The organism is Corynebacterium sp. S7, assembly GCF_054401105.1.
The window spans coordinates 2,445,255-2,467,405 of the sequence record NZ_CM136760.1 but is presented as its reverse complement, the minus strand read 5'-3'; the positions used below and the strand labels follow the sequence as shown (position 1 = coordinate 2,467,405).

The 22,151-nt window shown below is 57.1% G+C and carries 21 protein-coding genes; 14 read left to right on the top strand and 7 right to left on the bottom strand.

The features are described from left to right. Positions 1 to 13 precede the first annotated feature (13 nt). On the top strand, positions 14 to 694 hold the full coding sequence (locus ACXZ66_RS11745) for a DUF2334 domain-containing protein (RefSeq protein WP_458748949.1): 681 nt from the start codon (positions 14 to 16) through the stop codon (positions 692 to 694). A 9-nt stretch (positions 695 to 703) separates the two neighbouring features. Then, positions 704 to 1,195, top strand: a complete 492-nt coding sequence (locus ACXZ66_RS11740) for a glutathione peroxidase (RefSeq protein ID WP_458748947.1) — start codon at positions 704 to 706, stop codon at positions 1,193 to 1,195. Here ACXZ66_RS11740 and ACXZ66_RS11735 read toward each other — a convergent pair. Then, positions 1,184 to 3,817 (bottom strand): ExeM/NucH family extracellular endonuclease, encoded by a 2,634-nt coding sequence (locus ACXZ66_RS11735; protein WP_458748946.1) that lies wholly within the window; start codon positions 3,815 to 3,817, stop codon positions 1,184 to 1,186. The two genes, ACXZ66_RS11740 and ACXZ66_RS11735, sit on opposite strands and share 12 nt — an antisense overlap. Before the next feature lie 376 nt (positions 3,818 to 4,193). Here ACXZ66_RS11735 and purS point away from each other — a divergent pair, with 376 nt between their 5' ends. Genes purS through purL form a run of 3 tightly spaced genes read left to right on the top strand, consistent with a single transcriptional unit; the run spans position 4,194 to position 7,369 of the window. Further along, a complete protein-coding gene (gene purS / locus ACXZ66_RS11730) occupies positions 4,194 to 4,424 on the top strand; it encodes a phosphoribosylformylglycinamidine synthase subunit PurS (protein ID WP_458748944.1) in 231 nt (76 codons plus the stop codon). Continuing rightward, positions 4,421 to 5,092: a phosphoribosylformylglycinamidine synthase subunit PurQ gene (gene purQ / locus ACXZ66_RS11725; protein ID WP_458748943.1), complete on the top strand. Its 672-nt coding sequence runs from the start codon at positions 4,421 to 4,423 to the stop codon at positions 5,090 to 5,092. Before purS ends, purQ begins: the two co-directional genes overlap by 4 nt. A gap of 3 nt (positions 5,093 to 5,095) precedes the next feature. After that, positions 5,096 to 7,369: a phosphoribosylformylglycinamidine synthase subunit PurL gene (purL, locus tag ACXZ66_RS11720; RefSeq protein WP_458748942.1), complete on the top strand. Its 2,274-nt coding sequence runs from the start codon at positions 5,096 to 5,098 to the stop codon at positions 7,367 to 7,369. 21 nt (positions 7,370 to 7,390) lie between these two features. On the opposite strand, the gene ACXZ66_RS11715 is transcribed toward purL, so the two are convergent. Continuing rightward, positions 7,391 to 8,455, bottom strand: a complete 1,065-nt coding sequence (locus tag ACXZ66_RS11715) for an alpha/beta hydrolase (RefSeq protein ID WP_458748941.1) — start codon at positions 8,453 to 8,455, stop codon at positions 7,391 to 7,393. Between the two features lie 163 nt (positions 8,456 to 8,618). On the opposite strand from ACXZ66_RS11715, the gene trhA reads away from it, so the two are divergent. Next, on the top strand, positions 8,619 to 9,296 hold the full coding sequence (gene trhA / locus ACXZ66_RS11710) for a PAQR family membrane homeostasis protein TrhA (protein ID WP_458748940.1): 678 nt from the start codon (positions 8,619 to 8,621) through the stop codon (positions 9,294 to 9,296). Between the two features lie 8 nt (positions 9,297 to 9,304). Here trhA and ACXZ66_RS11705 read toward each other — a convergent pair whose 3' ends face one another. Beyond that, entirely contained in the window at positions 9,305 to 10,312 is a 1,008-nt protein-coding gene (locus ACXZ66_RS11705; protein WP_458748938.1) for an acyl-CoA thioesterase, read from the bottom strand. A 173-nt stretch (positions 10,313 to 10,485) separates the two neighbouring features. Between ACXZ66_RS11705 and ACXZ66_RS11700 the strand changes: the two genes are divergently transcribed. Genes ACXZ66_RS11700 through purM form a run of 3 tightly spaced genes read left to right on the top strand, consistent with a single transcriptional unit; the run spans position 10,486 to position 13,520 of the window. Further along, positions 10,486 to 10,878, top strand: a complete 393-nt coding sequence (locus ACXZ66_RS11700) for a sterol carrier family protein (RefSeq protein WP_458748937.1) — start codon at positions 10,486 to 10,488, stop codon at positions 10,876 to 10,878. A gap of 33 nt (positions 10,879 to 10,911) precedes the next feature. Next, complete coding sequence (gene purF, locus ACXZ66_RS11695) at positions 10,912 to 12,420, top strand: amidophosphoribosyltransferase (RefSeq protein WP_458748935.1); 1,509 nt, start codon at positions 10,912 to 10,914, stop codon at positions 12,418 to 12,420. 5 nt (positions 12,421 to 12,425) lie between these two features. Beyond that, on the top strand, positions 12,426 to 13,520 hold the full coding sequence (gene purM, locus ACXZ66_RS11690; protein ID WP_458748934.1) for a phosphoribosylformylglycinamidine cyclo-ligase: 1,095 nt from the start codon (positions 12,426 to 12,428) through the stop codon (positions 13,518 to 13,520). A gap of 70 nt (positions 13,521 to 13,590) precedes the next feature. Here purM and ACXZ66_RS11685 read toward each other — a convergent pair whose 3' ends face one another. Together ACXZ66_RS11685 and ygfZ are read right to left on the bottom strand one after the other, a co-directional pair. Further along, positions 13,591 to 13,809, bottom strand: a complete 219-nt coding sequence (locus ACXZ66_RS11685) for a DUF3073 domain-containing protein (protein ID WP_458748932.1) — start codon at positions 13,807 to 13,809, stop codon at positions 13,591 to 13,593. Positions 13,810 to 13,955: 146 nt separating this feature from the next. Beyond that, a complete protein-coding gene (ygfZ, locus tag ACXZ66_RS11680; protein WP_458748931.1) occupies positions 13,956 to 15,044 on the bottom strand; it encodes a CAF17-like 4Fe-4S cluster assembly/insertion protein YgfZ in 1,089 nt (362 codons plus the stop codon). 43 nt (positions 15,045 to 15,087) lie between these two features. Here ygfZ and ACXZ66_RS11675 point away from each other — a divergent pair, with 43 nt between their 5' ends. After that, positions 15,088 to 16,014: an aminodeoxychorismate lyase gene (locus tag ACXZ66_RS11675; protein ID WP_458748930.1), complete on the top strand. Its 927-nt coding sequence runs from the start codon at positions 15,088 to 15,090 to the stop codon at positions 16,012 to 16,014. Positions 16,015 to 16,023: 9 nt separating this feature from the next. Here ACXZ66_RS11675 and ACXZ66_RS11670 read toward each other — a convergent pair whose 3' ends face one another. Both ACXZ66_RS11670 and ACXZ66_RS11665 read right to left on the bottom strand, forming a co-directional pair. After that, a complete protein-coding gene (locus tag ACXZ66_RS11670) occupies positions 16,024 to 16,680 on the bottom strand; it encodes a heme-binding beta-barrel domain-containing protein (protein ID WP_458748929.1) in 657 nt (218 codons plus the stop codon). Continuing rightward, positions 16,673 to 17,518 carry an LmeA family phospholipid-binding protein gene (locus ACXZ66_RS11665; protein WP_458748928.1) on the bottom strand — a complete coding sequence of 282 codons (846 nt, stop codon included), beginning with the start codon at positions 17,516 to 17,518 and terminating at the stop codon, positions 16,673 to 16,675. Before ACXZ66_RS11665 ends, ACXZ66_RS11670 begins: the two co-directional genes overlap by 8 nt. Between ACXZ66_RS11665 and mshD the strand changes: the two genes are divergently transcribed. The 4 genes from mshD to pstA all read left to right on the top strand — a co-directional run bounded on the left by mshD (position 17,499) and on the right by pstA (position 22,122). Further along, positions 17,499 to 18,386 carry a mycothiol synthase gene (mshD, locus tag ACXZ66_RS11660; RefSeq protein WP_458748927.1) on the top strand — a complete coding sequence of 296 codons (888 nt, stop codon included), beginning with the start codon at positions 17,499 to 17,501 and terminating at the stop codon, positions 18,384 to 18,386. The two genes, ACXZ66_RS11665 and mshD, sit on opposite strands and share 20 nt — an antisense overlap. A gap of 310 nt (positions 18,387 to 18,696) precedes the next feature. After that, positions 18,697 to 19,827 carry a phosphate ABC transporter substrate-binding protein PstS gene (gene pstS / locus ACXZ66_RS11655; protein ID WP_458748926.1) on the top strand — a complete coding sequence of 377 codons (1,131 nt, stop codon included), beginning with the start codon at positions 18,697 to 18,699 and terminating at the stop codon, positions 19,825 to 19,827. Positions 19,828 to 20,092: 265 nt separating this feature from the next. Next, positions 20,093 to 21,190, top strand: a complete 1,098-nt coding sequence (gene pstC / locus ACXZ66_RS11650; protein WP_458748924.1) for a phosphate ABC transporter permease subunit PstC — start codon at positions 20,093 to 20,095, stop codon at positions 21,188 to 21,190. Positions 21,191 to 21,201: 11 nt separating this feature from the next. Beyond that, on the top strand, positions 21,202 to 22,122 hold the full coding sequence (gene pstA, locus ACXZ66_RS11645; RefSeq protein ID WP_458748923.1) for a phosphate ABC transporter permease PstA: 921 nt from the start codon (positions 21,202 to 21,204) through the stop codon (positions 22,120 to 22,122). The last annotated feature ends 29 nt before the right edge of the window (positions 22,123 to 22,151 follow it).

The window sequence follows — 22,151 nt, the reverse complement described above, 5'->3', positions numbered from 1 at the left end:
AAGAATATTACCTATGAGTGGCCACCTCCTTGTCTCCGTTTCATCTATTTTTGATGGCACCCGCAAGGACGTGGTCAAACTTGTCACCAGGCTTGACCAAGAAGGAATTCCCGTCTCGCTCTTGGTGGCACCGCACATCGATGGAAATTGGCATCTAGCCAAGGATCAGGCCACTCGGGAGTGGCTGGCGGAGCAACAAGAGTCTGGCCGAACGCTGATCCTCAATGGATTCGATCAGGCTGTTCAGGGGCGACGCTCCGAGTTCGCAAACCTAGAAGCGCACGAGGCTCGTCTGCGGCTTAAAGGCGCTACCAGGCAGATGAAAAGCATTGGTTTTGACCTGGATATTTTTGCCCCGCCCAGGTGGCGGCTCTCGGACGGGACGCTGGAGGTCTTGCCAGAATTTGGATTCACCGTTGCAGCCTCGACAAAGGGACTATATAACCTGACTACGGGCGAATTTCTTGCCGCGCGCAATCTTTCACTTGGCGAGGGTTTCGGCGCAGCGAAGTGGTGGCGCAGAAACATCATTCGCGCTGCGCAGCGTGGCGCGGAGAAAGGAAATTCCATCCGCCTGTCCGTTTCGGGGAGGAACCTGGCGGAAAAGAAAGTTGCCCGCGACTTCGTATCCGCTGCAGTGACAGCAGCAGATACTGGCGCAATTCCTAGTGACTACCGATTGCTTCATCGGTAGCCTTAGGGCATGACACTTCGCGATACTGAAATCACTTTGAATGACGGAACGTCCGCAACGCTCAACGACATTGCAGGAGATAACCTTATACTCCTGGTCAACACAGCTTCAGAGTGTGGTTTTACTCCGCAGCTCCACCAGCTGGAAAACCTCCAAGAAACCTACGGTGGTCGTGGCTTGACCGTCATCGGCGCACCCTGCAACCAATTCGGCGGCCAGGAACCTTTGCCCGACGAAGAGATCGAGAAGCACTACGCCGATGATTACAACGTGAGTTTCCCACTGTTGTCCAAGGTGGAAGTCAACGGTGAAGGCGCAGATCCTGTTTTTCAAGAATTGACGAAAAACGAAGATGCCGACGGCGAAGCAGGAGACGTGAAATGGAATTTCGAAAAGTTCCTGATTAATGCCGACGGCGAGGTGGTCGCCCGGTTTAGGTCTGAGATCACACCGGACGACCCGGACGTAGTGTCCTTGATCGAGGAAAAGCTACCCGAATAGGCGACCAAAGAAGCCACGGGAGCTCGTCGAGCTCAGCTGTGAGGAGCTAGATGGAGAATCCTCTACTGGTACTTCCTCGCCTGGCTCCTCACCCGGCTCCTCACCCGGCTCCTCGCCTGGCTCCTCACCCGGCTCCTCGCCCGGCTCCTCAGGTGCGACCTGGCCACCCAGGGTGAAACCGACCTTGATTGGATCGTGGTCAGAGGAGCGGAATGGGCTCTCGTCGTGGAAATCTACGGTGTTGTAGTTGCGGCGAGAGTACTCATAAGCAACCGACTCGTCGGCGTTGATGTTCCACACGGCTGCGTCGACGACCTTGGTCATAGCGATTTCGTTTCCAAGCGCATGATCGAGGGATCCCAGTAGACCATCGTATTGGTACGTTGGGGTCGAGCCAGCGTGAGACTCATTGATGTTGGTGAAGCCTTCCTGCTCGAAGCGGCGCACAGCGTCCTCTTGTGAGTAGGCATTAAGGTCACCCAAAACGAAAACTGGCAGATCTGCCCAGTCATCTTGCTTATTTAAGTGCTCAATCAAGGCAGTCGCCTGCTCCACGCGCAGGTTCGCGTTGTTGCCCTGGCCATCGCCCTGATCGGCATCGCCGTTGGCTACGGAACCCTTGGACTTAAAGTGGTTTGCGATAGCGACGAAGGACTCGCCACCTCCGGCTGGGCGGAATTCCTGTGCCAAAGGCTGACGCGCAATACCGGTGAAAGCAGGATCGTCGAAGATTCGGGATTCTCCCACCGACTCAACCTTGGCAGGCTGGTAGATGAACGCGGTGCGGATGTAATCCTCATCGGTTCCAACCTGGGTTGGAGATTCTACGTAGTCCCACTTGTTGGAACCTGCAGAAACATTAAGGACCTCGACGAGGTGGGCAACGGACTCGTCGCGACGCGTGATATCGCCCGTGACCTTAGCCGTGTTTTCAATTTCTTCCAGGCCGATGACATCGGCATCCAGCTGGTTAATCGCGTTGATGATCTTGATTTGCTGGTCATTAAAGGCAGCGGGTGAGTAAGCGCCACGAACGTCGCAGTAGTTGGTGGCAATTGGATTGCCGTACATATCGTTGTATGCCTTGCACCCTGGCTCGTCTTGGCCGAGTGAGGTGAAGTAGTTCAACACGTTGAAGGTGGCCACGGAGTATTCACCCTTCACTGCAGCTGGAACACCCAGCTCAGCTGCACGGGAATCTTCCCAGGAGATGGGGAGTTCAGCGGCGGTGTTGTTGCCGGTGATTGGAGTGGTCGGCTGAAAGCGCCACGAGTCGTGGCTGAAGTGGACCACTACCGGGTTCTGGAAATCGACGGTATCGCCCGTGCGCAGAGACTTGTTGGTTGTGCCCTCGGTGGCAATGTAGGGCAGCGGGGTGGACTTGTCGCTGTTCATGTAGTTCGGGGTGCGACCATCGTCCAAGGTGACCAGCTGTGCGTCGATCTCAGCTTGGAGAGCGTTGGCTTCGTCGCCAGGCAACACGACGTCAGTGGGCTGACGGAAGGCTTCGGTACCAGGTGCAAGTCCGACCTCGCCGAAGGTGTTGAGTGCGTAGTTGTTGGTGACGGTGTAGGCACCCGTTGGCAGAACAAGCATGGACTCATACGGTTCGCGGGCGCTGTCGCCTGCCGGCAGGGAATCAATCTCGACTGGGGTGACAGGTGCCAGTGGCTCTGGGAGGAGCTTCATCTGCGGGTTCGAGATCTGGGTGACGTCGTAGTATTCGGTGGCAGTGCCAGTGACCTCGACGGAATCGCCGATGGCAGGGTAGGATCCGCGCGTGCCGACGTAGACGAAGATGCCATGGGAAGCGTCACCAGTGTTTTGGAGAGTACCACCCGTGCCTGCGGTTTGGATGTAGTAGCCGTTGCGTCCGCCCTCGGCGTAGACACCCGTGACAACACCGGTTGTGGTGACAGTCTTGCCCTCCATAGGTGTGGCTGCGCCGGTGCCCTGGATCTCAGCGATTGGGGTGATCGTTGCTGGTTCGGCAGGATCTACAGGATCAACAGGATCGACTGGCTGACTGCCCGTGGAGTTTTGCGGGGTCGGTGGATTCGCAACCCTGAAATCTGCTGCGTTGTTGTCGGTATCTACACCTGCAACGGTGCGCTCGACTGAGGTCGAGTTGGACATCACAGAGGCAGCTGCACCCTCGACGCGGGCGGCCGTACCGGTGCCGACGAGGTCGATCGAATTACCGTTGGCGTCGAGTAGCTCAGCGCTGGCGTTGGTGGCGGCGTAGCCGAGGGTGGGCGCTACGAAATCAGCCGGAGGCAGTGGTGCCGGGCTGTTGTTTCCTGAAGCTCCTTGGACCAAAAAGTAGGAGTGCGCTGGAATAATGCCCGCAAGTGTTGCGCGGTTAGAGACGTTGCCTGCAGCTGATATTTGGGTCAGCTCCCAACCGGTGATATCGATTTGTTCTGAGGTGGGGTTGTAGAGCTCAACGAAATCATTGTTTAGAGGTGCGCCACTATTTCCACCTCCGCCGTACAACTCATTGATAACTACGTTGGAGCCATCGGGAGCAGCCAGCGCCTGTGGGGCAGCGACAACGACGCTGCCAGCAGCCAGAGCCACCGCAAAGGCGGCCGCACGGCGAGAATTACTGAAAAATGACATGGGTATCCTTCAAAAACGGGGAAAAGGTTCGCCTCGGCACGGGAATTACTAAATGTGTACTAAATATGTCCGAGGCCTGAGACGTAAGTTTAACGCATGCTGTAGGTTTTCGCGCTCCGTCGAAAAATTGCGAACAGGTAATTCATATTAAATTGTTAGGAAATTCATTGAATAGAAATTGCTTAGCAAGAATCTATTCACTATTAGTGTCACCAATAACATCGTGAGCCACTTGCGTAACATCGATGTTTTCCCTTGTTCTCGCCCATTTGCCCAGGTTGGTTAGGGTCGCGGGGGAGGGGTCCTGGGAAGTTTGCCAGCGGGGTATACTAACGCTGTTGAAACGACCTATTCAATCACCGCAAAGGGGACCCCTATGGCCCGTGTAGTTGTACATGTCATGCCCAAGGCTGAGATCCTAGACCCGCAAGGTCAGGCAGTAGTTCGTGCGCTCGGCAGAATCGGTGTGACAGGAGTCTCCGATGTTCGCCAAGGCAAGCGTTTCGAACTCGAAGTAGATGATTCCGTCAGCGATGAGGACCTGCGCAAGGTTGCAGAGACGCTGCTGGCTAACACCGTGATCGAGGACTTTGAGGTGGTTCGGTGACCGCAAAGATTGGGGTAATCACCTTTCCCGGAACCCTCGACGACGTTGATGCACTGCGCGCCGTGCGCATTGCTGGCGCCGAGCCGGTCAAGCTGTGGCACGCCGATACTGATCTCACAGGAGTAGACGCCGTTATTGTCCCCGGTGGCTTTTCCTACGGGGATTACCTGCGCTCGGGTGCTATTGCGGCACTCGCGCCGATGATGCAGTCGGTAGTGGAAGCGGCGAACAAGGGTATGCCGGTGCTGGGTATCTGCAATGGTTTCCAGATCCTTACCGAGGCGGGCCTGCTCCCAGGCGCACTGACCCGCAATGAGGGTCTCCACTTCCACTGCACCGACACCTACCTCGAGGTAGTTAATACTGATACTGCCTGGACCAGCCAGTTCGAGGAGGGCCAGAAGATCCTTGTGCCAGCGAAGCACGGCGAGGGTCGCTTCCAGGCGGAAAAGCACACCATTGATGAGCTTGAGGCAGAAGGTCGCGTTGTGTTCCGTTACACGGACAACTACAACGGCTCGATCAACGCTATTGCGGGTATCACGAATGACACTGGCCGCGTCGTTGGTCTCATGCCTCACCCAGAGCACGCAGTGGAGCTGCTCACCGGGCCGTCCACCGACGGGCTGGGTCTGTTCCTGTCCGCGATTTCGAAGATTGGAGCGTAATTCATGTTCGCTAACGACACCGTCGGCAACGCTCAGGAAACCCCTGATGTAGAACAGCCTTACGTAGAACTCGGCCTCAAGGATGACGAGTACCAAAAGATCAAGGACATTCTTGGTCGCCGCCCAACGGATGCCGAGCTGACCGTCTACTCCGTGATGTGGTCGGAGCACTGCTCCTACAAGTCCTCCAAGGTGCACCTGCGCTACTTCGGCGAAACCATGACCGAAGAAATGGGTTCCAAGCTGCTCGCCGGCATTGGCGAGAACGCTGGTGTGGTGGACATCGGAGACGGCAACGCGGTGACCTTCCGAGTTGAATCCCACAACCACCCTTCCTACGTAGAGCCTTACCAAGGCGCAGCAACCGGCGTGGGTGGCATCGTCCGCGACATCATGGCCATGGGCGCACGCCCTATCGCCGTGATGGATCAGCTGCGTTTCGGCCCAGCTGACGCACCAGATACCTCCCGCGTCCTACCAGGCGTGGTCAGCGGTATCGGTGGCTATGGCAACTCCCTTGGCCTGCCAAATATCGGTGGCGAAACCGTCTTCGACGAAGCCTACCTGGGCAACCCACTGGTCAACGCGCTGTGCGTGGGCACTTTGAAGGTCGAAGACCTGAAACTTGCCTTCGCATCGGGTGCCGGCAACAAGGTCATGCTCTTCGGTTCGCGCACCGGCCTTGATGGCATCGGTGGCGTGTCTGTGTTGGGTTCCGCCTCCTTCGAAGAGGGCGAAGAGCGCAAGCTGCCCGCCGTGCAGGTCGGCGACCCATTCGCAGAAAAGGTCCTCATCGAGTGCTGCCTGGAGCTCTACCAGGCAGGTGTCGTTGTGGGCATTCAGGACCTCGGTGGCGGTGGCCTCGCATGTGCTACCTCGGAGCTTGCAGCAGCCGGCGACGGTGGCATGACCGTCAACTTGGACAACGTGCCACTGCGCGCAGAAAACATGAGCGCGGCAGAGATCCTGGCTTCCGAGTCCCAGGAGCGCATGTGTGCAGTTGTGACCCCGGAGAACCTGCAGAAGTTCAAGGACATCTGCAACAAGTGGGATGTCACTGTTGCCGAGATCGGCGAAGTTACAGCGGACAAGGATCGCTACTTGGTCTACCACCAGGGAGAGCTTGTCATCGATGCACCAGCGTCCACCATCGATGAAGGCCCTGTCTATGAGCGCCCGTTTGCCCGCCCTGAGTGGCAGGACGAGGTGCAGGAGCAGGCAATCGTCGATAAGCAAGAAGACCTGAAGCAAGCATTGCTGGACATGGTCGCATCGCCTGCGCTGTGCTCGCGCGACTACATCACCGAGCAGTACGACCGCTACGTGCGCGGCAACACCGTGCAGGCAAAGCATGCGGATGCGGGCGTTTTGCGTATCGACGAGGAAACCGGCCGCGGTGTCGCAATTTCAGCTGACGCTTCTGGTCGCTACACCTACCTGGATCCAAATATGGGTGCGCGCCTTGCTTTGGCCGAGGCGTACCGCAATGTGGCCTCCACTGGTGCGCGTCCGGTGGCTGTGACGAACTGCCTGAACTTCGGTTCGCCGGAGGATTCTGACGTGATGTGGCAGTTCCGTGAGGCCGTGCACGGTCTGGCAGACGGCGCAGTTGAGCTAGGCATCCCTGTCTCGGGCGGCAACGTTTCCTTCTACAACCAGACCGGTGATACTCCGATCCTGCCGACCCCTGTGGTTGGTGTGCTCGGTGTGATCAATGATGTGTCGCAGTCGCATACCCCGGATCTGCTTGCCACCGAGGAGCCGCAGGTGCTCATCGCGCTCGGCGAGACCAAGGAAGAATTCGGCGGCTCGATCTACCAGCAGGTATTTGGCGGCGGTCTGTCCGGCCTGCCACCTCAGGTGGATCTGGCTAACGAGGAAAAGCTTGCTGAGTTCCTCGTGGACAACACCGCTTTGACCGCTGTACACGATGTGTCCGAGGGTGGTCTTGGGATCACCGTGTTCGAGATGGCTAAGCGCAACGGTGTGGGCGTGGATCTAGATCTTGCTGCAGTGCACGAGGATCCGACCACCGCTCTGTTCTCTGAGTCCGCTTCGCGCGTCGTTGTTGCAACTACCGCTGACCACGTTGACGCGCTGCTCGCTCGCGCGGCTGAGCTGGGTATTCCTGCAGCTCAGATTGGCACCACCAACTCCACCGCAACGCTGAGCTTCGCTGGCGTCGAGGTGGCTTTGGACGAGGTCTTCCAGGCATGGTCGAACACCTTGCCTGAGCTCTTCGGCCACGCCGTGGGCGCTAACGCTGTTGTGGAGTAAAACCTTTTTGCCGAGGCGCTGCTAGTTGTATAGTGCCTCGGCGAAGGTGGTTTCCCACGCCTGGTGCAGGAGGGCTTCGAACACTCCAAAGGTGTGACGGCCCTCCGGCAACACCACATAGTCCACGTCGACCCCGTCGGCGCGGGCTTTTTCTACGTAATAGCGCGACGATTCCGCCGACATCATCTCCGAGATGGTGACCAAAAACGGGTCGTTGTCATTCATTTGATCGATTTCGCTCGGCTTGCCGGTGGCGTGCCCCACGAAGACGGCCTTATCGCGCAGCCGCTGGGTGGTCTCGGAAGGGTCGTGGTCCTGCCACGCCGGATTAAACACGGTGCCCCAGACATCGATGGGTGTTCCGCCATGCGACATGGTCACATAGGCGAGCATTCCCCAGCCAAACAGCCCCGAGCTCGTTGGAAATCCCGACAAGGATGCAGCGGCAACATAGCTTTCCGGGTAGCGCCCGGCAATATCGAGCGCCGGTCCACCCGACATGGAGATACCCGCGATGGCGTTCTTACCGTTGCCATATAGTTCTTGCTCCAACACAAGCGGCAGTTCCTGGCCCAAGTAGGTCGCCCACGCCACACGACCATTCTCCGGATGCTCGTTAACCCAATCCGTAAACATCGAGCCCGCCCCGCCGTGTACGGACAACACATTGACGTTCTCTCCTGCAAAGTAGCCCGGCAGATCCGCGTTGCGCGACCAATGCTCCTTCTCGCCACCACCAAGACCAGGCAAGAGCACCACGTTAGGCCGCGGCTCGGTGCCCTCAGCCATCACAATCGTGTTTGTGATCACCATGTCGTTGGAAGGGGAGTAGATATCCACCTCCCACTCGTTGCCCGAAAGATGTCGCTTATCGACGATATGAGCCGGCGTGAAATCCGGGTTAACGGCAGGATCACCGACCGTTGAGGATCCAATGGAGGGTAGCGATGAACCCAGGGCCGAACCGAGCGCTGCGCCGGCGGAGCTTTGAGCAGAAGCAGCCGGAGCTCCCACAACGAGTAGGGAGGCAGCGAGCGCGCTTGCTAGCGTGCTAGCGACGCGTCGGCGGACGGTGAGTGTAAACACATAGACTCCGGAAATTCTGGGGAAAGATTAACCGTCTGATCGTAATCTCTCGAGCCGACAAATTCGTGCTTGGGGGTGACCGGCAAGAAAAACACGAAGCCATTGCCAATTGTGCGTAGACTTTGGAGTGTCGTAACTTACGCTACCGAAGGTTAGGGATTTTATGAGCCTGATTGAACGCACGGTGGTCTACGTTGATCGAGGTCAACGCCCCATTACGCGCGGCTGGTTTCACCTAGTAACGGCGCTGCTTTCTACCATCTCCGGCAGCGTTTTATCCACCTATGCGTGGATGACTTTGCCTTGGTGGCAGGCGCTCGGTGTCACCATTTACGCCGTGGCATTCTTTCTCCTCTTCGCCGTGTCCGGCCTGTATCACCGTGGGCCGTGGCGCGATCAGCCCACTGTGCAATGGTGGCGAAGGGCGGACCATTCCACCATTGCCGTCTTTATCGCGGCAACCTATACCCCAATGACACTGATTGTGTTGGAACCCCGCCAAGCAACCTGGCTGCTTGCCATCGCGTGGACAGGTGCTATCGGCAGCGTGATCATGAACCTGGTGTGGATCAATCACCCGCGCTGGCTCAGTGTCACGGTTTACCTCGTGCTTGGTTGGCTTGTTGTGCCTCTGATTCCGCAGCTGTGGTCTCAGGCCGGGCCGACAGTGGTGTGGCTACTCCTTGCAGGGGGCATCGTTTACACCTTCGGTGCGCTGATGTATGGGTTCCGCTGGCCCGGCAGAAACGCGCGGATTTACGGCTACCATGAGCACTTCCACACCGCGGTCATCATCGCTGCGATTATTCACCTTGTTGCGGTGTGGATGGTCGTAGTCTAACCCAGCAACTAGTTCACCAATTTTGGTGCGGCAGGCTCAGGTACGAGCGGCATTGGGGCATACGTCGAACGCAATCGCTTGAGCGTTGCGGCGTGCTCGGATAGACGCTTATCCTCCTCCGTTTGGGGGATAAACTGACGCGCAGCGAGTGGTTCGCCATCGATGCTAATTCCGATGTAGGTAAATGTTGCGTGGATTGCGGTCTCGAGGTTTTCGTTTCCTCCACGGGGATCTCCAACGTTAACGTGGACTGTAACGTGCATGGACCTAGCATCGGTACGAGTCAGCCGGGCATCCACCTCGATGAGGTCACCGATGTGGATGGGCTTGTAAAAGCGGATACCTCCGGCATAGACAGCGACAGTGCGCTCGCCTGACCACTCCATTGTGCAGTTCATGCCAGCTTCGTCGATCCACTCCATCGCTGTGCCACCGTGGACGTTGCCACCCCAGTTCACGTCCGTCGGTTTTGCTAAGAAGCGGTGGACGACGCGAGGCGCATCGGATTCCCCGTCGTAGGTCTGCGAGAGCATTTCCTTCTCAATTTCCTTGCGCAGAGCAACCCGAGATTCCGCTGCGGCAGCGACGCGCTTTTCCTCATCGGTGGTAGGCACGAAGGAGGGAACAGGAGTGGAACGCCCCGTTGCGGGGTCTTTTGCCACGAAGATAACCAAGCAGTCACAGGCGCGGGTGAACACACCCTCGCGCGGGTCAGCAGAGAGCACTTCGTTGACGATATGCATGGAACTGCGACCCGTCATGGCAATGTGGGAGCGAATCTCCACCAGGTGGCCCGAGGGGATTGGCCGGTTGAAGTGAATATGTCCCACATAAGCCGTGACACAGTACGTCGATGACCACTGCACTGCGCAGGCGTAGGCCGCCTTATCGATCCATTCCAGCACGCGGCCACCAGAAATACCCTGGGCGCCCGCTACTAGCACGTCAGTTGGGGCAGCCATAAAACGAAGCGTGACGGACGGCGACTTGGTGGATTCAACAGGAGTACTCGTCATGGGGCAACTTTCTGAGTTTTTCTAGAGACTTATCTCAATACGGTGGACTTAACAACTAATCTGGATTAGCTCGTAACTTACTAGCACTCAAATTGCGAGTGCTGGACAGTACCGCTTAGCGTAACGAGTTTGCTGGCAAAAGGGCGTTTTACCCCTGACATAAGATGTAGGATATGGCACCAAAGAATTACCCCGCGGAGACCCGTGTAGCAGTTGAGCTGATTCAAGACTGGATAAGGGACCCTGAGCGCACCAAAGCACCTGCTCGCGCAGAAATTGCCAACGCCGTTCGTCGTACAGCTCGTGCCCTGGCAGCAGAAATCCCAGGTCATTCCGTTGAACTGCGCGTGCCCCCGTTCGTGGCTGTGCAATGCGTCGAAGGGCCACGCCATACACGTGGTACACCCCCGAACGTGGTCGAGATGGCGCCTGTTACTTGGCTCCGGTTGGCCACTGGTCTCACAACACTTGAAGCGGAGTGGGAGGCGGGCGCAATCGAGGCATCTGGGACCAGAGCTTTCGAGGTCAGCGAGGGTCTTCCTGTGACTCCTTTGTCGCTCTACTAGGTAGTAGCGCAGCAATCTACTAAGGTAATTGGCGTGCACATCACAGACGTCACCCACCGGGGCGACCGGCCAGAAGATACTCCGGAGCGCGAACCGCGCGAAGAATGTGGAGTCTTCGGTGTCTGGGCGCCAGGTGAAGAAGTAGCTAAATTAACCTATTTTGGGCTATTTGCCCTCCAACATCGCGGGCAGGAAGGTGCGGGCATCGCCGCAGGTGACGGCGACCGCATCGTCGTCTTCAAGGATATGGGTCTTGTGTCCCAGGTCTTTGATGAACCAATCCTCGGGGCCCTCCAGGGAGATGTGGCTATTGGCCACACACGCTATTCCACGGCGGGGTCTAGCTCGTGGGAAAACGTACAACCTATCTTCCGTACAGCTACCGATGACACCGATATTGCTCTCGGCCATAACGGAAACCTTGTCAATTACGTCGAGTTGCGCGATGAAGCCATAGCCAAAGGCCTGATTCCCGCGGAATCCGTAGATGGACAGGGTTCTTCGTCGGATAGCACCGTGATGTCGGCGCTGCTCGCCCACGATACGTCGAAGAACAAAACACTCGTTGAGGCTTTCCGCGACTTGCTCCCACGCCTCCAGGGCGCTTTCTGCGTCGTCGTCACCGACGGCCACACCCTCTACGCTGCGCGCGACCCGCACGGCGTGCGCCCGCTGAGCCTGGGCAAGCTGGACACCGGTTGGGTTGTCGCGAGTGAAACCGCGGCGCTCGACATCGTTGGCGCCTCCTTCGTGCGCGACGTGCAGCCGGGAGAAATGATCATTATCGACGAGGCGGGGGTTCGCTCTGAGCGCTTTGCCGAAGAGCGCCGCGCCGGGTGTGTCTTTGAGTACGTTTATCTGGCTCGTCCGGATTCCGTTATCAATGGTCGCTCCGTTAACGCCACACGCATTGAGATCGGGGAGCGTCTCGCTCGTACTAGCCCGGTTGACGCTGATTTGGTGATGCCAGTGCCGGAATCTGGTACCCCGGCCGCGATTGGCTATGCCCGTGAATCTGGGATCCCGTTCGGTCAGGGTTTGATGAAGAATGCCTATGTTGGGCGTACCTTCATCCAGCCTTCGCAGACATTGCGCCAACTTGGCATTCGCCTCAAGCTCAACCCAGTGCGCGAAATGATTGAGGGTAAGCGCCTCGTTGTCGTCGACGACTCTATTGTGCGAGGAAACACCCAGCGCGCGTTGATTCGAATGCTGCGTGAGGCCGGTGCGGCTGAGGTTCACGTGCGGATTGCATCGCCACCAGTTAAGTGGCCGTGCTTCTATGGCATCGATTTTGCAAGTCCTGGAGAACTCATCGCGAACAATGGCGAGGGCGATAAGGAAGAGTCCTTGGTTGATGACATCAAGAATGCCATCGGCGCAGACTCGCTCGCGTTTGTTTCCGAAGAAGACATGATTGCATCGACCACTCGTCCAGCGAACGAACTGTGCACTGCCTGTTTTGATGGGCACTATCCGCTTGGTCTACCCGAAGGCAACCCGAACGCAGAGGCCGTTCGCCGGATTAAAGAAGGAATCTAAAGACTATGACTATGCCTGAATCGCATCCTGAATCCGCAACGGGTGACTCTGTCACCTCCTACGAGGCAGCCGGTGTTTCCATAGAAGCGGGTGACAAGGCAGTTGAGCTGCTGAAAACCCACGCGCTGCGCGCAACTCGTCCCGAAGTAAGAGGCGGGATTGGCGGCTTTGCTGGCCTGTTTGCCTTGGGCAAGTACCGGGAGCCACTTCTGGCCTCGGGCTCGGACGGAGTGGGCACCAAGCTTGTGGTCGCGCAAGCAATGGACAAGCACGACACCATTGGCATTGACCTAGTAGCCATGTGCGTCGACGACCTCGTCGTCTGCGGCGCAGAACCATTGTTCCTGCAGGACTACATCGCAGTGGGCAAGGTAGTGCCCGAAAAGATTGCAGAGATTGTCTCAGGTATCGCTGAGGGCTGTGTCCAAGCGGGTGCCGCTCTGCTCGGCGGCGAGACCGCGGAGCACCCAGGTGTGATGGGCGAAAACGACTATGACGTTTCGGCCACTGCCGTCGGCGTCGTTGAGGCCGACGAACTGCTCGGCCCAGAGAATGTTCGCGTCGGCGATGCCATCATTGGCATGCGCTCGTCTGGCTTGCACTCCAATGGCTATTCTTTGGCGCGCCACGTCCTGTTCGACAAGGCCGGCCTGAGCGTTGACTCCTACGTTGAGGAACTCGGTGGAACTCTCGGCGAAGAGCTGATTAAGCCAACGCAGATCTATGCGCTCGATTGCCTGGCTTTGGCTAACGAGTGTGATGTGCGTACCTTCTGCCATGTCACCGGAGGCGGACTGGCGGGAAACATGGAACGCATCATTCCTGAAGGCATGGTTGCAGAAATGGATCGCAATACCTGGACTCCTCACCAGATTTTCCGCACCATTGAATCGCTGGGTAAGGTGCCACGCGATGAAATGGAGAAAACCTTCAACATGGGTGTCGGCATGGTTGCCGTTGTCTCGGCGAACGACAAGGACCGCGCACTAGCGATGCTGACCGCCCGCCACATTGATTGCTGGGAGCTGGGTCAGGTCCGTTCCGCTCAGGAAGGCGAAGAAGCTCGCGCAGTCCTGCACGGAGAAAACCCGACATACTAAAAATAACACCCTGCTTCCAGGAATATAGGAAAGCAGGGTGTTATTCGAAAGTTATTGCGCAGCTGAGCACTCAGCGACGAGTGTCGTCCTCATCGGGGTCCCAGTCCGCATATTCTGCGTACTGTTCATCGACCTCGAGATCCTCTTCAACCTCCTCGTTGTCCCAGCGGCGAGGCGAGGTTTTCCCTGCAAGTTCGCGCTGGAGCGAGTCCAGGTCCATATCGGGAGAGTTGTACTTTAGCTGGCGTGCAACCTTGGTCTGCTTTGCTTTGGCGCGTCCGCGACCCATGGCGTGACCCCCTTGAGGTGTGGAGAGGGCGGCCCAGGGAATTCGGGCGGCCCCATCTGCTTTCGATTCAGTGTCTATTCCTGACACATACAATAGCGTGAAATACGAAAAAATGCTTCTTCGGCCCCTGACTAGCAACTATATTGTTAGTTTTGTCCCCGAAGCTTCGCAATAGCCTCGCGCCCGGCTTTGGTTTCCTCTTCCTGTGGAATGAAGTCTGGGTCAACAGTGGCACTAATGGTGCTGTCCCCACTAATTACCAGTTCATCGGCCCCAAGCGCGCTTCTCTTAAGCAACCCCAGAGCAATCGGGCCGTAGTCGCAATCATGAACCACTGTGCCGAGCCGACCCACTCGCCGACCATTCGCTTCAATGTCCGATCCGGGGTTCGCATCACCCGGTGAAGACCCATCGAGCTGCAATAACACGAGTAAACGGGGGGAGCGCCCCAAGTTTTCTACTCGGCCCACGGTTTCTTGGCCGCGGTAGCACCCCTTTTCTAGGTGGACGGCACGGATGGTGTTGCCACGGTTGATCAAACGTGGAGCCTCATGAGGGATCGACCTATCGTCTAAATCAGCGCGGAGTTCAGGTTCTCCAGCGCGCACCCGCTCGGCAGTAAACGCCATCAATCCGGCGAGGGGAATGCCTGCGTCGCCGAATAACTTGGCTACGGCGCGCAGCTGTGCACGCTGCACTGCTAAGTCGTAGCGCTCGACTCCGTCCCAGTCGGTGGTGCGAACAAAAACAGCGTTCAGGCCAGGCGGAAGATCTCCCACTGATCCCAACAAGGTCAAAATACCAAGATCTACCTCAGTGATTTCAACCTTCGACCAAAAGATCATCTTGTTTAGAAAATCTGAAAAGGATGCGAAGACGTAGCTGGGCATATCCAGGTAGAAATCTTGTCCAACGCGGGTGACATCGGCCTGATGCAAAATGTGGCCCTGAATATCCAGGTCGAGCACGCTGGAAGAAAAACCATCCGCAGCATCATCGAGCTTCTGCGTTAAGAGGTTATTGAGAAACTCGGCGGAATCCTCGCCGCTGACCTTGAGCACCTTGCGCTGAGAACGATCAACCACCACGCCAGAGCGCTCGATCGCGCGTTGTTCACCGAGCGGATTGCCATAATGCCAAGCGACACCTTTGGCGTCGAGCAGTGTCTCGTCGGTAAGTTCTTGTGCTCCTGGAACAGATAGGAGCGGGGAGCGGTAAGCGTTCGAATTGGTCACAAGGCCGATACTAGACGTCTCTCTCGGTGCATAATAGGGGGCCATGGGGACTAATCCGCTGGAACCGCAGCCAGTTATTTACATCATCGAACCTTTTGGAGGCTCGATTCGCCGACAAAACAACAACCTTCCACACGTTTTCTACGACGATGCCGCAGTCACGCGCGGCGACGGGGTGTTTGAGTCGATCTTGGTGCGCGACGGTAAACCAGTGAACTTCAAGGGCCACTTTGAGCGCTTCGCGCGATCCGCGAAGCTGCTGGAGCTCCCTGAGCCGGTGGTAGCGTCGTGGCGGGATGCCACCTTGCAAGCAACCGAGGATTTCGTGCGGGATCGGGGAGGGAAGACCCCTGATGCCAAATGCACCTGGACCTATACCCGCGGACGCGCTTCCACGGGGGTGCCTTCTGCCTGGATTACTCTGAGTGAAGTGCCCCAGGCAGTCTTGGATCAAAGGAAAAACGGAGTCAAGGCGATGACGGCGCCGCGAGGGTATTCGATTACGCCGAATTTGCCTGATAGCAAAGAGGCCGCGCCTTGGCTGGCGGTCGGGGCGAAAACGATCAACTATGCAGCGAATATGGCAGCCCTGCGGTGGGCGCGCAAATTCGATTTTGACGAGGTCATCTATATTGAGCCCGCCACCGGACAAGTCTTGGAGGGGGCGACGTCAACTGTTGTTGTCGTGAAAAAGGGAGGGAAGTTGCGCACCCCTATCCCGGGCATCGATGTACTCCATGGCACCACACAGAAGGCTATCTTTGATTACGCAGAGACCAAAGGGTGGCGCTGCAAGGCACGGGACCTTACTGTCGCCGATCTCGTCGCTTCAGAATCGGTCTGGCTTGTCAGTTCGACGCGCATTGCAACGAGAGTAAAGCGTATCGACGACGTTAAGCTCCCCGCCCCGGAGAATGAGGCTGAGCTGCGCCAGCTCTTTGACAAGGCGTTAACCGCAGCGATTAACTAGCCAAACTAACTAGCCTGCAATGCGCTTGAGCTGGGCAGACATGTACGGGGTCATCGCACCATCGACGAGGCGCTCATCAACCCAACCCAGGCTGTTATCTGGCATAAGCCCATAGAGGCGCTTGCCCGGGCCGTGTGCTTCTGGGCCAGTTGCGGTGACAATGGTTGATGCGCTCTCGAGCTGCCATGCGCGTTCGTTGACTGGCTCGCCGTAGAGGATTTCTACGAGTCCGCGGGAATTCGTCAGTGTGACTTCAATCTCGTCCTTCAAGTTGATCCGCCAAAAGCCCGTTTCGCGCTGATCTGCTCCAGTTGACTCGCCGTTTTTATCCACCCGCCAGATGCGAGATTCAAAGCGGAGGTAGTTTTCTCCGTCGTGCGAGATAACCAACCGCTGGCCGAAGGCGTAGTCGCTATCGTCGGTAGCCTGTCCCGTGCCTTGCCACACGCCAACGAGGGGGAGCAAGGCCAACAATCCGTCATGCAGGCTTGGGCCTTGGCGCAGGTTCGCGGTGTCGTCGTGAAGCGGAATTTCATCTAGCCCCTGCGGCGGAATATTGCGGTGTGCCGTGTTCTTCGATTGCTCCTCGGCGAGATTGATCGCTTCGTTGCCGTTGAAGGGCTGCTGGTTGGCTGTATTCGATTCGCTATTGTTGGTTTCACTCATAGGAACTAGCGTAGTCCGTGAACTCAGAATCTCCCGTTTCTACCGGCGTTAAATCGGTTGGCTGGATCGTGATGTTGCGGCGTTCCGCTTCAAACTGGATCGAACCGCCACGCATCTGCACCAAGTTGGCGGGACCTGCAAGAGGCAGATCGCGGGTGTCAAAAGTCAATGTGTAGCCGTCGCGGACGCGATCGGGGGCGCCGGCGTCGTCGATAAGCGTCATTGGCTCCATCGTGAAAGTGGGACCGTCGAGGCGCAGCTTGACCACCGCTGTTGATTTCTGATCCATGCCCGGCAGCGTGCCTGAAAGCTGCGCTTCGCTGGCGACGCCACCGCCGGGAGAAACGTCGTAGGGGTTGGAAATATCCAGATCGGTCATGCCTAAGAGCTGGCCCATGGCCACGCCGTCGAGGCTGACTAGGCGCTTCATCAGTTCGGCCTGCGCGCCAACCAATTCTCCGTTGTAGGCGTCTTTGGCGGAGACCTTTATATTGTGAATTTCGGTGGAAGCGTTGACAATACCCAGATCTTTGATATCAACGTCAAGCGCATTAATGCTGAGGCTGGGGATCTCGTTGGTGATCAGCACCTGTGCAAAGGGGAAACCGCCGACATTGACCTGCGGGTGCGTGGCAAGGCGCGACTCATCTTTCACCGATTGCGAAATACGCTGCTCCACCCGCGCCGCAGAAAGGCTATCGGCCACCAGCACTACTGCCAGGACAATAATCACGCCAGCAATAATGCTCAGCGGCCGAGCGAACCTGTGCAGGAGAGATTCAGTCTTCACATCTTTAGTTCTACCGTAACCTGGGTGCATGACGAACTTCGAGATCACCAAGCACCACCTTTCAACTGAGCCTGAGCTGCGGGCAGCCATTGAAGACGTGCTGCGTCGCGCCGAGGACAATGACGGCGTAGCACCGTTCTCTGAGGCGTATATCAATGGTCTTCAGGATGGGCGGTTAGGGCACGAGCATTTGCTTATCGACGATTCCTCCTTGGCAGCTATTGCTCCCGACGGAGGCGTGGAGCTGGTAGTCGCACCTGAAGTTCGACGCCAGGGCCGTGGCACGCAGCTGGTGAAGAAAGTACTGGAAGAGGTAGACAACGCCTCCCTGTGGGCGCACGGAAACCTGCAGGAGGCCCTACAGCTGGCAGAATCGCTGGGACTGTCAGCCACCCGCCGGTTACTGGTGATGTCTGTAGGGGGCCAAGCTTTGGAGGACGCAGCCGTATTTCGCGCTCCGGATGGCATTGAGGCGCTGTCCTACCCGCAGGCCGTCGAGCGTTTTGGCCGGGAGGCGGTGGAACAGGCCTGGTTGGATGCCAACAATGACGCATTTTCCTGGCATCCGGAGCAGGGGGGTTGGGATCTAGACCATTTGCACCGCAGCATGGAAGCTGAGTGGTTCGATCCCGCCGGGGTGTTGTTTCTCTACTCGGGTGATCAGTTAGCAGGTTTCCACTGGACGAAGATGCACCCAGATGCAGTCGGCGAGGTTTATGTAGTTGGTTTGGCGTCGCAATTCCGCGGGCGTGGAATGGGGGATCCGCTGCTTCGCGTTGGACTGGAATTCCTTGTGCAGAAGGGGGCGAAAAAAGTCATTCTGTATGTGGAAGCGGATAATGCTCCGGCTGTAGCCCGCTATGAGGACCTCGGTTTTGTGGTTACTGAGGATCACGTTGTGTATAAGCGCATCTAATAGCAGGATTTACCCCCGCAAGTGCCCCCGAATGCTTCGGAAAGCCTGGGAAATCCACAAATTTAAATGTGATGCTCATTGCACTTCTTTTTGTGTTTGATAGCAGCGAGCGGGGAATTTCACGCAGGCTGCAGAAAAATTAACCCTTTGTTCACTATTTGATACACATGTGGTTAACGTGGCCACCGTAACTTTTTTCGGGTGAGCAATCGGATGGCATCATCATGTGAAATCACAGGTGGTATCTCCTCCCTTGCCAGGGGCCGATGCTCGGACTTTCAAATCTGAATTCGCACCGGAAAGGTATCCCGTGATCCGTAATTACAAGCGTTCCATCGCCGCCGTCGGCGTTGCCGCAGCTACCGCAGTTTCCCTCGTTGCTTGCAGCAGCGACTCTTCTTCCTCCAGCTCCTCCACAGGTGGTTCCTCCGCAGCAGACAGCTCTGCTGTCTCTGCAGACGGTCTCTCCGGCACCACTGGTGAGCTCATCGGTGAGGGTGCTTCTTCCCAGGCAAACGCAATGGACTACTTCGGTCAGCGTTACGCCGAGGCAGTATCTGGCGCTTCCCTCGCTTACAACTCTTCCGGTTCCGGCTCTGGCCGTCGTAACTTCGTTGCAAACCAGGTTGATTTCGCTGGCTCTGACTCCCCACTGAGCGATGACCAGATTGAGCCAGCTAAGGAGCGTTGCGGTGGCAACGATGCTTGGCACCTCCCAATGGTTGTGGGCCCAGTTGCAATCGCTTACAACGTTGAAGGCGTTGACAACCTGAACCTTTCCGTTCAGACCGTTGCTGAGATCTTCAACGGCACCATCACCAACTGGAACGATCCTAAGATCGCTGCAGAAAACGAAGGCACCACTCTTCCAGATCAGCAGATCGGCGTTGTTTACCGCTCTGATGAGTCCGGTACCTCCGACAACTTCCAGAAGTTCCTCGCTGCAGCAACCGGCGGCTACTGGACTGGCACCGGCCAGCAGTTCCCACGCGAGGTCGGCGAGGGCGCTGAGGGTTCCGGCGGCGTTTCCACCCAGGCTTCCAACATCTCCGGTGGCATCACCTACGTTGAGTCCGGCTACGCAAAGCAGCAGGGCCTGTCTATTGCAAACATTGACTTCGGTGCAGGCCCAACCGAGCTCAACTCTGCAAACGTCGGTACCGCTCTTGACGGCCTGACCTTCAAGACTGAGGGCCACGACATGGTCGTTGACACCGACGCTCTGTTCTCCTCCAACCAGGCGAACTCCTACCCATTGATCCTGACCACCTACGAGATCGTTTGCTCCGCTGGCTACGACGCGGAGACCTCCGCTCGTGTCAAGGACTTCCTGAACGTTGCTCTGCAGTCCCAGGATTCCACCCTTGAGGAGCTCGGCTTCATCCCAGTCACAGGCACTCACGGTGAGCGCCTGCAGGCTGCGGTCGACGCAATCCAGTAGTCGATACGTCGTCTTTGGGCGATCTTAGATCAACCTTAGATCGGCACTAGAACAGCCCGGTCTCTATATTGACCGGGCTGCTTCTAGCAGTTCCCCAGTCCGCCAAAGACGGGCCAGGGGTCCGCCGTGTATGTGAATTCGACTAGATGATGATCATTGTCGCCAGGGTTTGCATACTTCCGGTTTTCCGGAATGGCCCAGTCCGACCGCAAGAGTTGCTGCACGTAGCTCTTGTCCCCCTCATACTTCGAAGGATTCGAACCTTATGGCTACCACTAACGAGCCACTGAACGCGAACGAGCCTCTTCGCGCTGGCGACGTTGCCACCGAATCTGACCCAACTTTGACGAGCTCTGCAGCTGCCCCTCTCGCTGGACCACAGCCAACCGGTGGCAATGAAAAGCACGGAATCCAACAAACCAAGGGCGCAAGCGTTAAGCGTCCAGGCGACCGTGTATTCGAGTTCCTCTCTGTTGCGTCGGCAACTCTGATCACTATTCTCATTGCTGCAATCGGCCTCTTCCTGTTGATCCAGGCGATTCCACCGGTCTCTCGTAACGAGGGCGGACTGTGGGGCTTCTTCACATACACCGGCACTTGGCAGACCAATGACCTAGAGAACATGCAGTTCGGTATTCCGAACTTGTTTATGTCCACTCTGACGATCTCATTGATTGCATTGATTATTGCTATGCCGGTCGCACTGGGTGTGTCTTTGTTCTTGTCGAACTGGGCGCCAAAGCGCCTGATCCGCCCGCTGGGCACCCTGGTCGATATGCTCGCCGCAGTTCCTTCCATCGTTTACGGTCTCTGGGGCTGGCAGGTTCTTGGCCCAGCGCTGTCTGGTTTCTATAACTGGATTCACAGTTGGGGTGGTGGCTTCTTCCTTTTCGCCACCTACTCCAACTCTCCTTCGTTCGAGACCGGCCGTAACATGCTTACCGGTGGCATCGTGCTGGCAGTGATGATTCTGCCTGTTATCGCAGCTACTGCGCGTGAAGTCTTTGTGCAGACCCCTCCGGGACAGATCGAGGCTGCTCTTGCCTTGGGTGCTACCCGTTGGGAAGTTGTTCGCATGACCGTGATCCCATTCGGTCTGTCCGGCTACGTTTCCGGCTCGATGCTCGGCCTTGGTCGTGCACTGGGCGAGACCATGGCGCTGTACATGGTGGTCTCTCCGTCCACCGAATTCCGTGGCTCCCTGTTTGATGGCGGTACGACCTTCGCTACTGCGATTGCTTCCGCCGCAGCAGAGTTCAACAACCCAATTAGTGCTGGTGCTTACATCGCCGCTGGTTTGGTCTTGTTCCTGCTGACCTTTATCGTCAACTCGATCGCTCGTGCGATCGTGAACAAGAAGTAAGGGGAAAGAAAATGAGTACTGTAACCCCTACAGACCAGCGAGTGTCCGGCGCCAGTGGCCCGACCTTCTTAGATATCTCTCCTCGTCGTAAAGCAACAAATACCTTTGCTACCACATTGATGTGGGGCGCGATGATCGTCGCCCTGATCCCACTGGTGTGGGTGCTGTGGACAGTTATCGCTAAGGGTTCTGGCGTTGTCTTCACCCTTGATTGGTGGACCCAGGACCAGTCCGGTACGACCAGGATTCTGCCAGGCGGCGGTGCACTGCACGCCATCATCGGTACCTTGGTTCAGACCTTCATTGCGTCGATCGTTTCGATCCCTGTCGGTGTCTTCACGGCGATCTACTTGGTGGAGTACGCAAACGGATCCCGCCTGGGCCGCATTACCACCTTCATGGTGGACATCCTTTCCGGTGTTCCTTCCATCGTTGCTGCACTGTTCATCTACACCCTGTGGATTACCGTTCTCGGTCAGAGCCGTTCCGGCTTCGCCGTGGCGCTCTCGTTGATCCTGCTGATGATTCCAATCGTCGTGCGTAACACCGAGGAAATGCTGCGAGTCGTCCCAATGGACTTGCGTGAAGCCTCCTATGCACTTGGTGTTCCGAAGTGGAAGACGATTGCTCGAATCGTGCTTCCAACCGCGATGTCCGGCATCGTCACCGGTGTCATGCTCGCTGTTGCCCGCGTGATGGGTGAGTCCGCACCAGTGCTGATCTTGGTGGGTTCCACCAGCCAGATCCGCTGGAATCCATTCGGTGGACCGCAGTCCTCCTTGCCGCTGATGATGCTTGACATGTACAAGGCTGGTACTACCCAGCCGCTCATGGACAAGCTTTGGGGCGCCGCGCTGACTCTCGTGATCTTGGTTGTGGCTATCAACCTCATTGCACGCTACATCGCAGCGAAGTTCTCCGTTAAGAAATAAAACGCCGAAGTCCAGAAAACCTAAGAGGA